The organism is Dawidia soli, assembly GCF_018598185.1.
GTDB lineage: Bacteria > Bacteroidota > Bacteroidia > Cytophagales > Cyclobacteriaceae > Ohtaekwangia > Ohtaekwangia soli.
The window spans coordinates 102,338-117,883 of sequence record NZ_JAHESC010000004.1; the positions used below are offsets into that span (position 1 = coordinate 102,338).

13 protein-coding genes and 1 pseudogene are annotated in these 15,546 nt (G+C 58.4%); 1 reads left to right on the forward strand and 13 read right to left on the reverse strand.

The genetic code is table 11. The features are described from left to right. The first annotated feature begins 170 nt into the window (after positions 1–170). The gene (locus KK078_RS04055) at positions 171–908 is read left to right on the forward strand and encodes a hypothetical protein (RefSeq protein ID WP_254088966.1); all 738 of its coding nucleotides are present in this window, start codon (positions 171–173) and stop codon (positions 906–908) included. Positions 909–978: 70 nt separating this feature from the next. Here the strand turns inward: KK078_RS04055 and KK078_RS04060 are convergent, their stop codons facing one another. From KK078_RS04060 to KK078_RS04120, 13 genes and pseudogenes are all read right to left on the reverse strand, one after another. After that, entirely contained in the window at positions 979–2,286 is a 1,308-nt protein-coding gene (locus tag KK078_RS04060) for a phenylacetate--CoA ligase family protein (protein ID WP_254088967.1), read from the reverse strand. Then, positions 2,283–2,657 (reverse strand): holo-ACP synthase, encoded by a 375-nt coding sequence (locus KK078_RS04065; protein ID WP_254088968.1) that lies wholly within the window; start codon positions 2,655–2,657, stop codon positions 2,283–2,285. The genes KK078_RS04060 and KK078_RS04065 overlap by 4 nt, the downstream gene beginning before the upstream one ends. After that, positions 2,654–4,318 (reverse strand): C45 family autoproteolytic acyltransferase/hydolase, encoded by a 1,665-nt coding sequence (locus KK078_RS04070; RefSeq protein ID WP_254088969.1) that lies wholly within the window; start codon positions 4,316–4,318, stop codon positions 2,654–2,656. Before KK078_RS04070 ends, KK078_RS04065 begins: the two co-directional genes overlap by 4 nt. Then, entirely contained in the window at positions 4,311–5,810 is a 1,500-nt protein-coding gene (locus KK078_RS04075; RefSeq protein WP_254088970.1) for a phytoene desaturase family protein, read from the reverse strand. Before KK078_RS04075 ends, KK078_RS04070 begins: the two co-directional genes overlap by 8 nt. 25 nt (positions 5,811–5,835) lie before the next feature. Further along, on the reverse strand, positions 5,836–9,687 hold the full coding sequence (locus tag KK078_RS04080; protein ID WP_254088971.1) for a trifunctional MMPL family transporter/lysophospholipid acyltransferase/class I SAM-dependent methyltransferase: 3,852 nt from the start codon (positions 9,685–9,687) through the stop codon (positions 5,836–5,838). 19 nt (positions 9,688–9,706) lie between these two features. After that, positions 9,707–10,078 (reverse strand): annotated as a pseudogene (locus tag KK078_RS04085) (DUF2062 domain-containing protein); the annotation flags it as partial. Further along, positions 10,078–10,896 (reverse strand): glycosyltransferase family 2 protein, encoded by an 819-nt coding sequence (locus KK078_RS04090; RefSeq protein WP_254088973.1) that lies wholly within the window; start codon positions 10,894–10,896, stop codon positions 10,078–10,080. The gene KK078_RS04090 and the pseudogene KK078_RS04085, both read right to left, overlap by 1 nt. After that, positions 10,893–11,261 (reverse strand): hotdog family protein, encoded by a 369-nt coding sequence (locus KK078_RS04095; RefSeq protein WP_254088974.1) that lies wholly within the window; start codon positions 11,259–11,261, stop codon positions 10,893–10,895. Before KK078_RS04095 ends, KK078_RS04090 begins: the two co-directional genes overlap by 4 nt. Beyond that, the gene (locus KK078_RS04100; RefSeq protein WP_254088975.1) at positions 11,262–11,882 is read right to left on the reverse strand and encodes a hypothetical protein; all 621 of its coding nucleotides are present in this window, start codon (positions 11,880–11,882) and stop codon (positions 11,262–11,264) included. Further along, positions 11,863–12,510: an outer membrane lipoprotein carrier protein LolA gene (locus tag KK078_RS04105; protein WP_254088976.1), complete on the reverse strand. Its 648-nt coding sequence runs from the start codon at positions 12,508–12,510 to the stop codon at positions 11,863–11,865. Before KK078_RS04105 ends, KK078_RS04100 begins: the two co-directional genes overlap by 20 nt. Beyond that, entirely contained in the window at positions 12,503–13,273 is a 771-nt protein-coding gene (locus KK078_RS04110) for a polysaccharide deacetylase family protein (protein WP_254088977.1), read from the reverse strand. Before KK078_RS04110 ends, KK078_RS04105 begins: the two co-directional genes overlap by 8 nt. Continuing rightward, complete coding sequence (locus tag KK078_RS04115; RefSeq protein WP_254088978.1) at positions 13,255–14,331, reverse strand: beta-ketoacyl synthase N-terminal-like domain-containing protein; 1,077 nt, start codon at positions 14,329–14,331, stop codon at positions 13,255–13,257. Before KK078_RS04115 ends, KK078_RS04110 begins: the two co-directional genes overlap by 19 nt. Continuing rightward, positions 14,328–15,545, reverse strand: coding sequence for a beta-ketoacyl-[acyl-carrier-protein] synthase family protein (locus KK078_RS04120; protein ID WP_254088979.1), 1,218 nt, complete (start codon positions 15,543–15,545; stop codon positions 14,328–14,330). Before KK078_RS04120 ends, KK078_RS04115 begins: the two co-directional genes overlap by 4 nt. Between the last annotated feature and the right edge of the window lies 1 nt (position 15,546).

Sequence of the window (15,546 nt, forward strand, 5' to 3'; positions counted from 1 at the left end):
GGAGTTTTTCCCCAAGAATCATGAAAAAGGCTCTTCACACTTAAATCGCTTTGTAGCCATTAGCATCACTATAACGCTGTTTTTTGCGTCTAAACCCCGCTTTGCCGTGCAGACACCCAAGGTCAGCACGAGTTTGTATATACCCAGTCAGAACTTAAACAATTATGGCTATGATCAAAAGATTAATTTTCGCGCTGCCCATCGTCGGCATGCTCTGGAGTTGCGATACAAAAGAAAAGCAGGCTCTACGTTCGGAAGTAGATTCACTCCGCACAGAACTTCAAATGAGCCAGCAAACCGCTCAAACATTAGAAGAAGTGGGTGTCCTGATCGACTCCATCGATGCTAACCGGCAGTTGCTCCGTACCGATGTCATTGAAGGCACATCGTACAAAGACTATAAAGGACGCCTTCAAAGCATCAACCAACACATCCAGGAAACACAAGCCAAAATAGCTGAGCTGGAAAAAACGGTGAAGAGCAATAAAGCTTCTTCCGCTACTATCAAGCGCCTGAGAAACGACCTGGAAAAGAGCACACAACAAATCGCTGCGCTGGAACAGGAAGTAGAAAGAATGCGTGGCGAGAACCAGGACCTGGCGATGACTGTCAGCAAACGCGACTCGACACTGGCCACACGCGACGAGACTATCAAGATGCGCGAGCAGGATGTCACCAACCTGGAAACAAAGGTTGTAGAGATCAACGCACAGGCTAACAAGACTCAGGCCGACATGTACTACGCGCAAGCCGCTGCGCTTGAAACGGCGGCATCACGTACCAAGTTCGCTCCCCGCAAGAAAAAAGAAACACAGCGTGAAGCACTGGAGCTGTACAAACTCTCGTTATCACTTGGTAAATCAGAAGCACAAAATAAGATCAGCGAACTTGAAAAAGTCGTTGGTTAACAAAGTACCAACTCAGGTAGGTTAGATAGAGTTAAGGTGATGCCCGGACGGGGTGTCACCTTTTCCTTTTTTAACCCTGTCCGTTCCGGCGATCCAGGAAGCGGCGCACTTTGCGATCCAGCTTACCGAACTGGAGCTGCTCCAGCTCGACTGTCGTCACAAATCTGATTTCGGGCACCACCCGGAGCGTTGACTGGAACATCGCCGGCAATCGCAGCATGGTCTCTTCCTGCTGCGTCTCTTTTACCAGCACATGTAATCGCAGTTCATCGGTGCCCAGCGCGCCCGTAATGGCCTCTACCACGTAATCTTGCACGGCCGGTACCTGGTTGAGCAGCTCGAAGACGCCGGGAGGATACACGGTTGTTCCCTTCAGCTTGATCATCTGCTGCAGCCGGCCGACAATCGGCCCCAGGCGTAACGTTGTGCGTCCGCACAAACAGCGCGCCGTGTGCGCCGCGGCAAGATCACCGGTGCGATAACGCACCAGGGGCATTCCTTCCACACCCAGCGTGGTGATCGTTACTTCTCCCGGTGTGCCGTCGGGCACGGGTTGACCCGCCTCATCGAGGATCTCGACAATGAGCAGCTCCGGATGATGGTGACCACCCTGGCCGGCACGACACTCCGTAAACGCCGTTTGCATTTCGGTGGAAGCGTAGGTGCTGTACACGGCTACGTCCCACCCGTTCCTGATCTTTTGTCCAATGACGCCGAGCTCGAACGAAGCGGTGCGCAGGCTTTCGCCGATGCAGATGATCTTCTTTACCGATGTCTTTGCGGGGTCGATGCCATGAGCCTGCGCATATTCCAGGAGCTTGACGACGAACGACGGCACGCCTACCAGCACCGTGGGGCGGATTCGCTCGATCGTTTCCCACTGCATGGCTGGAAGACCGGGGCCTACGCGCACAACGGCCGCGCCGAGCTGGCGGATGCCTTCGTAATACGCTATGCCCGCCATGAACTGACGGTCGAGCGTCAGCATCAGCTGGTACGTGTCGTGGGGCGTGCCATCCGCACAACAAAACGATATATACTCGTTATAGGCCAACCGCGTACGGTCGGCAGCGGTCAGTGCCAGCGTAACAGGCTTGCCGAGGGTGCCGGAGGTACTGGTATATTCTGCGATGGCATGGCGGGGCACGCAGAGGAAATCCCAGTTATACTGTTGCAGGTCGTCTTTCGCGGTGCGGGGCAACCGTACCAGATCCTCCAGGCGCCGGATGCCACCTGCGTCTATGCCGTGCGTGGCAAACAGCCGCCGGTAAAAGGGCGAGTGCTGCGCGACGTAGGCCATCAGCTGTTGCAGACGGTCTTCCTGCGCGGCGCGGATCTCCTGCGTGGAGCGGAATTCGATTTCTGGGATCTGGCTCATTGTTCGAGTATAACCATGGCGCACGCCATTGCCCCGACGTGCGAGAGGGATACATGGATCTTATTCCAGCCGTACACTTCCGCCTGCTGCTTAAAATCTCCGTGCAGTTGTATGACCGGCTGGCCCGACGGCGCTTGCACGATCTCGATGTCGCAGAGGTCCAGCCCTGCCTGCAGCCCACGCCCGGTAGCTTTTAAGAATGCCTCCTTGGCCGCAAAGCGCGCGGCATAGTGCTGGTATGGATGACGCTGTGCTTCGCAGAAGGCACGCTCGGCCGGCGAAAATACCTTTTCGGTAAAGCCGTTGTTACGCGCCACCTTCTCTTCTACCCGCGCTACTTCGATGATGTCGATGCCCGTGCCGATGATCATAACATCTTTTCTTTACACCGTTGCAGATTCTTTTCCATGTGCTCGCGCTCTTGTACCGTGGCGGTTTCGAGCGTCAATCCTTTCTCATAAAAGTGCGCGGCTTGCTCGTACTGCTCCCGCTCCAGGCATTGGTCGCCTGCCAGCATGTAGGCATGATACGAAAGCGGATTCCAGCGCACTATACTGTCGGGATTCAGGTCGGTGCGCGGCGCAAACGGAAACCGGTAGCGGTGAAACTTGACATAGTCGCGGTAGTCCTGCGTGAGCAGGAACGAGTCTGCGGGAATTGTCAATGCCTCTTCGTAAAGCTCTTCGTTGCGTGTGGGGCGTTGGGCGAAGATCTTTTTCAGGTCGTAGCACACAAACTTGCCGAGTTGCCACGGTGCGGTCGAGATCCATACGCGCTGCTGCGCGGGCTGGAAGATGACGGCGTGGTGGGCCACAAGCTGGTTGACGAGCTTTTCGTTGCCCATTCCAATGGCTTTGTTGTCCATACCGCGCTGGTCGCGCAGGATGGCGGCGGTACGCGCCACGGTATTGGGGCCGGTGGCATTTTGCACCAACAGCTGCTCTACACGCGACAAACGGTACGGCGATGCGCTGGTACGCATGTGCTCTTCGTTCAGTGCGGTATGCCCCAGTTTCCCGCCCAGAAAATGGTTGGTGCTGATGATATACTCGCGGTCCGGCTCGTACAGGTCCATGGCATCCGGCGTCTTTTCGATCAGCGCGGCACGATTGTCTTGCGCCGAGCCGATGAGGAACGACTCCGACACGAACATCTTGCGCCGCGCCGCCAGGGAATACGCTTCGGATATACTGGAGGCATACTGTAAGATCTCGCGCGCGACCAGTGACACGGGTGTGGCTGCGGCGCCGGGCACATCGGACTTCGCGGCGTTGATCGTTACCGTCAACCCGGCGTCATTCATGCCCGACACCACGCCCGTCATGCCGCCAAAGGTCACCATCATGAACTTGTGCCCCTTCTCGGGCGCGTAGAAGGCCACGATCTTGTCGCGCGCAAATTCATCGCCTACGTAAAAGTCAAAGTTACGGCCTACGATCAATGTACTGTCGGCCGACTGGCGTCCCCAGGTGGCGAAGGCTGTACATCCCACCAGCGACATATTTTGCAGCGCGTGGCCGATGTCGTGTGCGCCATGGTAGTTCAGAATGCGTTGGTATGCCGGGGCAATATCGTCGTGTATGGGCGATGCCGCCTGCGATACACCGTAGATCTCCTGCCGATACTCTTCGGGCACGAACGTGTCGAGGTCGCGGTTGAACCAGCCCACCATATATTTCAGCATGCCCAGGTAAAAACCATTGGGAACAAATTTGTGGATCTGGCCGGTAAAGACATCCTCCTGGTATTGTACCAGGGTTTGCGTCAGGCGGCCGTTGGCTACGCCGCGCTCGTAGGGTGTGCCTTCGACATAGAGCTCGTACAGCCCGCTTTCGCTTTGGCGGAACCAGTTGTTGCCGAGGGTATATAGCCCCGGGTCGGGCTGCAGAATGGGCGCTGTGGACAGCGGCGTGGGCATAACCACCGGCGGCTTCGTCAGGGCCACCTGCCGCAGGTAGAGCAGCAACCCCGACAGCAACAGCAGCAGGAAGCCAAATGTCCACGCCAGCAGCTTGATGATCCGTTTAAGCATGTTTGATCTTCTCTATCATATAGTCCATTCCAAGCACCTCCGCGCAGGTCACTACCGCGCTGACCGTCACGCCCAGCACACCGTGCAGGTTCAGGTTCTGGCCCGTCAACAACAGGTTGGGGATTTTCGTTCGGGGCGATATGAACGTGCGCATCGGCTCGCGGTAATCTTTGGTGATGCCGTACAGCGAGCCGTCGTCCGTGCCGATATAGTCGCGTACCGACAGGGGTGTGGCGACGTAATAGGATTGTATGCAGTCGCGGAAGCCGGGAAACTTGCGCTCCACACATTCAAACAGCTTCTCGGCTTTCTCACGCTTAAAGGCTTCGTAGTCTTCGCCGCGGCTCACTTCATTCGACACGGTATTGAAGGTATGCTCCCATTTCTTCACCTCGTCGAAGCGCATGTAGGTCATCAGGCTCAGACCGTCCGCCCATTCTTCGCTTTTGGAAGAGGCTGCCACAAACATGGCATAGCCCCGCGGCCAGGTATCGTCGTTGTAATCCTGAACCGCCCAGGCATCGTTGGTATCGAAGTAATAGTAGTTATGGTTGAGGTACGGAAACCTGTTCTTCTTCAGCACCACGTTGACGTAAAAGACGGAGATGGAGTTCTCCAGGCTTTTGAGACGTGTTTTAAAAGCCTTTTTAATCATGTCGCTTTCGGTCATCTCGATGGTTTTGACCGGATGCACGTTTGAGATGAACAGGTTGCCGTGGTATTTCTCGCCATCGCTGGTTTCGGCGTACTGTACGGTCCCTCCTTCTTCCTTCAACCGGATCACCTGCCGGTGCTTTTTGATCACGCCCCCGCGGGAGATGATCTCGTGCGCCAGGTGCCTGGCGATCTGCGAGCCGCCGTCCACAAACCGCCACGAGCTTTCAATGTAGCTGTTCAGCACGAGCGCGTGCACATAGAGTGGTGTTTTCTTGGGCTCGCCGGCATAGAGCAGGCTCGTACCTGCCAGCACGTTTTGCAAACGACGGTTGGTCGTGATCGATTCCAGGAAAGTCTGTGTGTCGATCTCCAGCACGCTTACTTTCTCGAAATAATCGCCGTTGCGCAGGTTGTAGAGTGGAAACTTGCTGCAGATGTCTTTGATCGCCGTACAATATTTGCGCAGGGCCTCCTCCTCTTCCGGAAAGTCTTTGGCGAGTGTCCGGATAAAGTTCTCATATCCCTGGGCGTATTTATATACCGTGGGGTCATCTTCAAACACTACGTTGTCGAATTCCGCGTCCATCTTCCGCATCTTGAGCTTGTCGAGAATGCCCAGGTATTGAAAAAGCTGGTACAGGTTCTGACCTTTGTCGAGGCCGCCGACGTAATGCACACCCGAATCGAAGATCACGCGCTCGCGCACAAAGGTCTGCAGCGTGCCGCCGATCTGTTTGTTCTTTTCGAGGATACAGACCTTGTAGCCTTCCTTGGCCAGGATGGCGCCACAGGCAAGCCCGCCCAATCCACTGCCGATAATCACTGCGTCGTACATTTATCTTTGAGGGTCAAAAGTTACTTTATACTGTTGCTACAGGCATGCCTGGCTTTTCAAAAACAAAAATAACATTGGAGGTAAACCGCGTCTCGTCCTGTACCATCACACGCAGTCCGTACCGCTCGGCCAGGGCTGTCAGCGCTTTGCCGGATACAAAGTTAAGCGCCTGCCCGGCTTTGTTGAACTTCAGCACCCGTACCGAAAAGAACTCCGTCAGCCGGGTGCCCCGGTGGCGCCCGGCCAGGTCGGCGTTGCCATCGCGCACGATCAGCCTGCCGCCGGGCTGCAGCGCGGCAAAACACCGCACCAGCAATATTTCCTGCGCTTCGGCGCTGAGGTAGTGCAGCACGTCGCTGATGATGATGACGTCGTAGGTCGCCAGGTCGTATTGCGTTACGTCGGCGCGGTAAAACTGCAGCCGGTCCGTGCGCAGGAACCCGTGTTGGGCCACGGCGATCTTTTCCTCGTCATAGTCCACGCCGGTGATCGTCCGTCCGGGCGACATGAACTGCAGCATGTAACACAAAAAGCCGTAGCCGCAGCCCAGGTCCAGCACGGTAGCCTGGCGCGGCACCAGCGCCTCGAACGGCGCATAGTTCTTTTCCAGGCGCAGCTTGATGCGCATATACCACTCCAGCACCGGACCTTTGTACAGGTAGTTCAGGATAAGCCGGTAGTGGTAATAGTCGGGTGTTTCTTCGGCCCGCGCCAACCGGTTATATTCTTCCTTGAAGTAGCGGCTGATCTTTTTGGTACGCTCGGCATAGCCGGTGCCAAAACGTGGGTCGTCGATTTCGATCGGCGGCAGGAACTCCATTGTTACATACGCGTCATTGAGATAAACCTCTCCTTTGGCAATGCCCACGCCCGCGCCGTGGATCAGCAAGGGCTGTACCGGCAGGCGCAACGCCTCCGCCATGTAAAACGCGCCTTTGTGAAACCGCCCGATAGTGCCGTCGGCCGAACGGGTGCCTTCGGGGAATACGACGACGGAGTACCCTTCGTGGATGCGCTCTTGCAGGCGTCCCACGCTTTCGCCCGCGCCATCCATGACCGGGTAATAATCGGCCAGGCGTACCACGCCGCCAAACACCGGCGAGTTCCACACCCACTTGTTGGTGAGCAATACCAGCTTGGGGTGCAACATGGTGGTCAGCAGTATATCGAGGATCGAGCTGTGGTTGCACACGATCATGCTCGCGCGCGAAAAGGTGGCGGGCGTACGGCCGATCACCTTGCGATGAAAACGCGGCGCCAGGTATACCAGGGAGCCGGTGAAGAACCCCAGCATGGCATGGTACAGTACGCGGATCTGTTTACGTCCGAAGGGCACCAGCTTGAGCAAGAGCCCTGTTACCGTCAGGAACACCGCGCCAAAGACAAAGAAGCTATAGGTGAACAATGTTTTGACCATGCCCAGGAAGGTCATCGGCATACGCCCGCGCCGGGTCCGCCGCGTGATCAACGTGCGGAACAGGAAAGGCTCCAGCGTCTGCGCCATGACGAACACACAGCCGATGCCGATGATGGAGATCGCCGCGATCGACCGCAGCGCCGGGTGTTTGGCAAAGATCAATACTCCGAGGCCACAGATGGTCGTCACGGCCGACAGGAAGATGGAGGTGCGCACCACGGGCATCAGCTTGCGCCCGGTGCGGTATTCCTGTTGCAGGCCGTCCATGATAAAGATGCTATAGTCGTCGCCCAGCCCGAAGATGAACGTCGAGACCATGACGTTGATGATGTTGAACTCGATGCCGGCGATCGCCATGATGCCCAGGATCCAGATCCACGTCACGAGCATGGGCACGAACGTGATCAGCGTCAGCTCGATGCGGCCGTAGAGTATCAGCAGTGTTACAAACACCAGCACCGACGTGAACGTAATGATGAAGCGGAAGTCGGCGTGTATATACTCGACGAACAGGTTGGTGAGCATCTGGCGGTCTACGGCGTGCGCCGGTGTGGCGGCCAGCGCGGTATATACTTCGGGCTTGTTCTCCGGGGCTACCTGGGCCAGCGTGATGATGGTCGCCTTGCCATCTTTCTCGATGATATAGTCGTCGAAGAACGCGGCGCGGAACGGCTGCCAGGCGTCGGGCGTGAGCGGTGTATAGGGGCGGGTCAGCAGGGAATCGAAACGTTGTAATACCACCGGCGAGAATCGCAGGGCGGCGCCCTCGGCGTGTACGGCCTCCCGCAGGCGCGCTACCCGCTCGGGGTTCCAGAATGCGCGCCAGCGTTCGATGCGCAGGCGCTGCAGCGAGTCGGAGATCATCAGCAACGATACCGATGCGATCTTGCCTACCTGCCCGGTATGGCGCAGGGCCTCCAACGGAGGCATGGCCTGCTCGTTGCGCCGCAGGGCGGCTTCCAGGTTGTCGCCGTCGGCCACGACATAGATCGAGCTCAGCGATGCTTTGTTCAGCGACTCCAGCCGCTGCTGCGCCTGTTGTGTTTCGGGGCGCATGAAGTTCAGGCCGCTCATGTCGCTGTTGAACTTTACCTGGCCGACGAAGTAAAAGAACACCGGCGTGAGCAGCAGAATGGCGTAGACGATGTAACGGTTGGATTCGAAATCAAACGCGATGATCCGCTGCAGGGCGTTGGGCTTCGTCGCCGTCAGCAGATCTTCGCGCAGCAGGTGCGGCAGGAAGATGAGCGAGCACAACGCCGCGCCGATCAGGCTGAAGCCCGCGAACAACCCCACGTCGCGCAACACGACGGCATTGGTGAACTGCAAGCAGAAAAATGCCAGCACGGTGGTGGTGCTGCCGATCGTGAGCGGCTGCGCCAGCTCGCGGATCACCTCCTCGGCACGGTGTGTATGCTTGAGCGCTACCAGGTAATGCAGCGAATAGTTTACGGCAATTCCCAAGATCACCGCGCCCACGGCCAACGCCAGTACCGACAGCGTGCCTTGCAGCAAGGCGATGCAGCAAAGCGAGAAGAGTGCGCCAAACGCCACGGGGATCATCATCAGGAACGGTACGCGCTTTTTGCGGAAGAAGCCGAGGATGACGATCGTGAGGAGCCCCAGCATCAGCCCGATCGTGAGCAGGGTGTCGGCGCGCAGCTGCCGGGCATTGCCGACGGCCACCACGGGCGCGCCGAAGTACGACGCCATCAGCCCCGGATGCTGTTGCGCAGTCTCGTCGATGAGGTCTTGCAGCTGTGCGAGGAAGTCGGCGTTGTGGCGTGTTTCCGACGGCGGGTATACCGGCTGCAGGAAGAACAGGATGTGCCGGTGGTCGCGCGTCATGATAAAGTTGTCGTAGAGCTCGTAGTTCTCGTCGTACTGCAGGCGCTGCAGCTTCTTCAGCGCCAGGAACGAAAAGCCCAGCGGGTCCTGCTGGATCACCTGCTTGGTGACAATGCCCGACGGCGAGATCAGCTGGCGGTAATTATTTTGCAACACCCGGCGGGCCACGTCGGGCCGGGAGATCGAATCGAGGTAGCGGTAGTCGGCATCTTCCAGGAAGACGGGTAACCCCTGGGGTATGGTGCGGAACAGCTCCAGGATGCGGCTGTCGTCGACGCGTGCCGACACGTGTTTTACAAACGGGGCAAGCTTCGCTTCGATGCGGCCGGCCAGCGAATCGGCAAACACCACCAGGCTGTCGGGCTGGGCCTGCGTGGCGCTATCGCGCACCGACACCATGACCACAACACGTTCTACAAATTTGGAGTGCTGAAAGATGTAGTTGATCTTTTCCACCCGCGCGTCGTTGGGCAGGAACCGCGTGATGTCCTCTTCCAGCTCCAGGCGCAGGGCGCCCAGGATCAACAGCACCAGGGTGCTGGCAAACACGCCCCAGAACGCCGCGCGGCGAGCTTTGAAAAAACGGTAAAGCGATAAGAAAGGCTGCTCCATCTGAACCGGCAAATATACCTTATTTCTCAGACCGGCGCATGCGAAGTACCTTAACCAGCACAAACGTTAATAATCCAGAAACCAGGGCGGCGGCGACGGCCAGCGTGGTGGCGCCCAACACGTATTGCAGGAAGCTGTCCTGCACCTGCGCGAAGTCGATGTCACGGCTAAAGCGGATATACTGCGCGCGGTCGCCCATCCAGAGACGGCCCGTCAGGTGGCTGAGGAATAAGATCAGCGGGATCATGGGCGGTATGCTGATGTTGGCGGCCAGGATCACCAACGCTTTGTTCAGCCGCAGGGCAAACGCCAGGGCAATGGCCAGGATGAGCTGAAAGCCCCAGAGCGGCACAATGCCCATAAAAATCCCCACCCCTACCGACGCGGCTTTTACCCCGGCCGATTCCCGGGGGTCAAAGAGTTGGCTGCGGACTTCGCGGAGGACTTGCCTGAAGTTTTTTTTTTAAGCCCCCGGAAGAGGTCGCGGGGTTTGATATACAGGAAGGTGATGGTGACCAGCACCGTATTGAGCACGCTGATGCGCGAGAAATCGCGGAAGGGACGAAAATGCGAGATCCGTTTTTCTTTTTCCGGGTAGAACACTTTTACCGGTACCTCGGTCACTTCTATTCCCGCCCAGGCAGCCCGTACCAACACTTCGATCTCGAACTCGTATTTGCGGGTAACGAACGTAAAGTTCTGCAGGGCCTTGACGGGATATACTCTATACCCGCTTTGCGTATCGCGCATGGACAGGCCTGTTTCAACCTTATACCAAAAATTGGAGAACTTGTTGCCAAAGCTGCTTTTGCCCGGCACGCTGGCCTGGTCCATGTTACGCGCGCCGATAATGATGGCGTTGGGCGATGTCTCCAATTTTTTCAGGAACACCGGCAGGTCGTCGGCATAGTGCTGGCCGTCTGAGTCGATGGTGATGGCATACGTATACCCCAGGGCCACGGCCCGGGCAAAACCCTGGCGCAACGCATAGCCTTTGCCGCGGTTCTGCGCATAGTCCACCAGCGCTACCTGCGGGTACTGCCGCGCCAGCATCTCGCGTGTGCCGTCGACGGCACCGTCGTTCACCACGATCACGTGGCGGGTATACTGCAGCACGTCGTGCAGCACGTGCGCCAGCGGTACGAGATTGTTGTACGTGGGGATCAGCACGCAGGCTTTGTGCTGCTCGAATGCGGCGTCCATCGTCATGCGGCCGGGGATAATGTGCCTTTGAATTTGAAGAAGGTGATCGCCTCGGCCGACAGGGAGCCGTCGACGGTATAGTGGTCGCCGTTCGGAGTGTAGGACACCGTCACCACCACTTCGCGGTGCTCGGTGGGATTCAGGATCGAGAGGAACTTCATGTTGTCGGCCGTGCGGATCTGCAACGCTTTGCCCACGCCCTGCTCGGCTAGCTCGCGTACGATCTGCATCATGCAAACGCCCGGCACGACGGGCTGCCCGGGAAAATGCCCCGCAAAGATGCGATGGCCGGCGTCCAGCGTGATCACCGCGCGCGCCGAAGCCGGCGCCAGGTCTTTTGTTACGATGTGGTAGAAATTATTCAGTAACATTCAGGGGCGTTCTAGTTTCCGGAGGCTGATGGTCATGGCAAACGTATGGTGGCGCACGATGATGGAGTCGGGCAACAGGGCATTGCTACCCGTTTGTTCGACCGTCACTTTGCGTTTACGCCGCGAGCCGGTTTCCAGCCTCCGCAAAGAAGCACAATCCGGCCCGGTTATAAAATATGCGGTTTCCTTTTTTTGCGCCACGCCATAATAAACCTCGTCCCCCCGCTGCCACGCTTGCCACGCGCCGTTCCGGAAAGGCACTCCCAGCACCAGCGCAAAGTCCTTGCGCAGCGTTTCGATCACCGGCTTTTTATCCAATTGTTTTATCACCTGCCGGGCGCTGAAGCTGCCGTCTGCCGCAAAGGCGAAGTCAAAAAAAGTGACCCCCGCTTCGTTGGTAAAGACCACCCGTGTAGACGAGTCGGGCATTTGTTTGATCAATAACAGTCCGCTGATGTGTTTGCCGACGACATCCACGGAGGTGGTATACCAAGCGGTGCCGAGTCCGTGCGGTGTCCAGCGTGCGGCGCAGGCCGGATCGGCCGCGACCGGGGTCAGTCCCTTGTAGGCCGATGTACAAGCCCCGAGCCACAGCGGTATGCTAAAGAGCAAATACCTCATCGGCCACGGTGGCGTTAAGCGTTTTGTTGGAGAATGAGATCGTCGTCACATCGCCGGCGGGCTCGTTCATCTCGATGGACCTGACGGAATAGTCTTTTTTCTCTACCACCAACACGATGGTCTTAAAGAACTCTTTGAGCGATTTGCCGGCCGGTGTCATCTCCAGCAGATATTGTTTGTCGTTCTCGAACACGCGCGAGGTAAAATCCTTACTGTCGAGTATAGTACCCTGCACACAATCGATCATGATGCGGTTCACCTGCTGGAAGAGCTTGTTGGAGCGCACGTTGATGCGGTTCTCCTTCTGGTCGTCGCGTACCAGCATCTTGTCGCCGTTCATGACCATGCGGTAGGTGAACGGTTTGGTATAATCTATGCGCACGCGGTTGCTGCGCTTGAACCAGAACTTGCCGTACGAAGTGATTTTCTCTGTGAGCGCGGTCAGTACTTTTTCCTGCGTGAAGTCCGCGGTAATGGATTGCACCTTTTGCGACTCGGCCGCAAAGCGCTGCTTGAACGCCGGCAGGTCGGCCACGGGTTTGTAGCCGGCATATTGTGCCTGCACGGCGCCTGTCGTCAGGATAAAACACATCCAGGCCAGTGCGCCCAGTTTCCGTTTGCTATTCATAGGCTTTTTCTTGCAGTAATTCATCTACCCGTACAACTTTCAAACCAACTTTGGCCACATGGTCCAGGAACGCCGGCAGCACGTCCAGCATGCAGTCGCTGTAGTCGTGAAACAACACAATGTCGCCGCCTTTCAACGATTGCGTGATCCGCCGGAGCAGCTTCGCGCGGTCTTGTATGACCGTATCGAACGAGCGCACGCTCCATCCCACCACGGTATATCCGCCACGGCGCACGGCACCGGCTACCATGGGGTTGGTCACGCCGTAGGGCGGCCGGAAGAACCGGGGCTTGCGGCCCAGGGCCGTCGTCAGCGCATAGTCTGTGTCCTGCAGCTCGGCCGCGATGGCACCCCTGGTTTGCAGGTCGAAGGTCTTGCCGTGCCAGTAGCTGTGGTTGCCGAGCAAGTGCCCGCCGGCGTGGATCGCCGCCACCGTCCGGGGATTCGCCACCACACGGTGGCCGATACAGAAGAACGCGGCCTGCACACCGCGTGCCTGCAGCAACGCCAGGATCTTTTCGGTCTTTCCGGGAACCGGCCCGTCGTCAAACGTCAGCGCAATGGCATCGGTGCGGACCCCACGCGAACGCACCGGTACAAAGTATTGCAGCGACAGCACGGTGGCGCCGAGCGCGTTGATGGATAGGTATACCACGGCTACGGCTATATACCAGCCGATCGATACCGACTGCTGCAGGTCCCACAGCACCAGCGCCAGCAGGACCGCCACCGTGAGCAGATCCACTAGGCGGTTGCGTGGCATGACCGGAGTAATATGAGACTATAATGCGTTCCGAAATACTGGTTGAACACCAGTACGTACCGCGGGGTGCGCCCGGCATCTACCTGTAACACGCCGGCGGGCACCTGGCCCGTACGCAGGATGTCGGCCCCCAGCCAGCAGGCGAACGCCGTGGCCACGGGATACTCGCCACACAGGTGTTTATAAAAACCGCGTGAGCTGTCGCTGAACAAGGTGCGGCAAAGCTCCAGCAACAATGCATCGTCGTGTAATGTGCCGCTGGCACCGGCCAGCACCACATCGACGTCGGCGGGGGTTATACCGGCCGCGGCGAGAAATTGCGCTACGCGGTGCTGCAAGACGATATGCGAAGGTTTATAGAGCATTTCGATGCCTTCTATCGTCGCGCGATCGGTGGCCGACGGTGTACCGGCCAGCAGGAAGGATGCGGCGCCCTCGCCGTGCAGCACCCCGTGCCCTGCTTTAAACATGGCCAGGCTCCGCACGCCGTCTTCGCGAAATACGCCGAAGCGTTTCCACAGGGCATGGCTGATGTCGGTGATCTCGTCTGCACCGCCGGCCAGGAACGTGCGCGCGGGGTCTTCCTTTACGTGCAGCACAGCGTCGAGCAGCGCGTGTTCAAAAGAGAATGCTCCCTGGGTAAAGGTCTGGTTATAGGCCTGGCAGCCGAGCAGCAGCGCGAGCTGTGAGCCGATGGTATTATGCGTCGATTGAATGAAGGGCGTGGGGTTCAGCGCCTCCTCGCGGAATGTGACCATCTTGGTCATGAAGCTGCCGGTGTCTTCCAGGCAGCCATACCCTGTGCCCATGACAATACCGTCGGGCATCGATACCTGTGCTTCGCGCAACGCCATCATGCCGGTGGTCACGCCCAGGCGTATGATGCGGCTCATGCGGCGCAGCAGGCGCGGGTCGATCCAGTCTTCGTATACCGGTTCCTGGCAGGTAAGGCGCGCGCCGGCGGGTGCTACGGCACTATCTGCAGTAGTGCGCCAGGGAGCGATCGAGCCCATGCCCCGGATGTAGACGCGTGACGGATCGTTTCGGGGTGTCGTCATGCGCGCGCGGGTGAAGTGGAGAATATAATGGAAGAACAATTGCCCCCGAAGCCGAACGAGTTGCTCATCACGTGGCGTACGGCTGCGCGGGCGAAGGTGCGCTGCGGCACGATGCCGGTCTCGGGCATGGCCTGCTCAAAGCGCAGGTTGGGAAAGATACATTGCTCGGTCAGCGCCAGCACGGAGAAGACGGCTTCGATGCCGCCGCTCGCACCCAGCGTGTGGCCGGTAAAGGCCTTGGTGGAGCTTACAGCGGGCACATGCTCGCCGAACAGGCGCTGGATAGCGGTGCTCTCGGAAAGATCGTTGTTGACGGTACCTGTGCCGTGCAGGTTGATATAGTCGATCGCCTCCACCGGCAGCCCGGCCATGGTCAGCGCCCCGGTCATGGCGGCGTACGAACCGCGTCCTTCGGGGGAGGATGCGGTCTGGTGATAGGCATCGTTGGTATTGCCGAAGCCCGCCACCGTGGCCAGCAGCGGCCGCTGCAACTGCTGGCGTACACGCTCGCTGACGAGTACGACATAGCCGGCACCCTCGCCCAGGTTGAGGCCGTTGCGGCCCGCATCGAACGGACGACACGGCGCGGAATCGAGTATCTTGAGACTGTTAAAACCGTTGAGGGTGAATTTCGTCAGCGCGTCGGCACCGCCCGCCACGACCACATCCAGCATGCCCTGTGCGATCAGCCGCGTGCCATACATGATGGCATTCACAGACGACGAGCAGGCCGTGTTGATGGTGGAGATAAAGTTATGGATGCCCAGGTCCTCTGCCATCAGCTCGGTTACGTTGCCGCAGGCATGGTGCACGAGGTCGCGCAGGTGGCCTGCACCGGGGTCTTCTAAAAATGCGGGGAAAAAACTTTCGGTGCGGTCCATGCCGCCCACGGTAGTGGCCGAGATCAACCCGCACCGCCACGCGGCCAGCGCGATTCCCGCCTGGTCTACGGCCTGTCGCGCCGCGACCATGCCCAGCAAGGCAGTACGCGGAGGAACAGCGTGAGCGCGAAGATCGAGGCGCTCGGTGAGCGCTTCATTCGAAAGCGATACTTCGCCTACCGGTAATGTATCCTGGTAAGCCGAGGGGAACAGCGTGAGGCGGCCTATGCCGGAAGTGCCCTGCTGCAGTGCGTGCAGTGTTTCGCCGGCGGTGTGCCCGATTGCCGAGATCACCCCCACGCCCGCCACGTACACCTGCTGGCCCCGTACCATA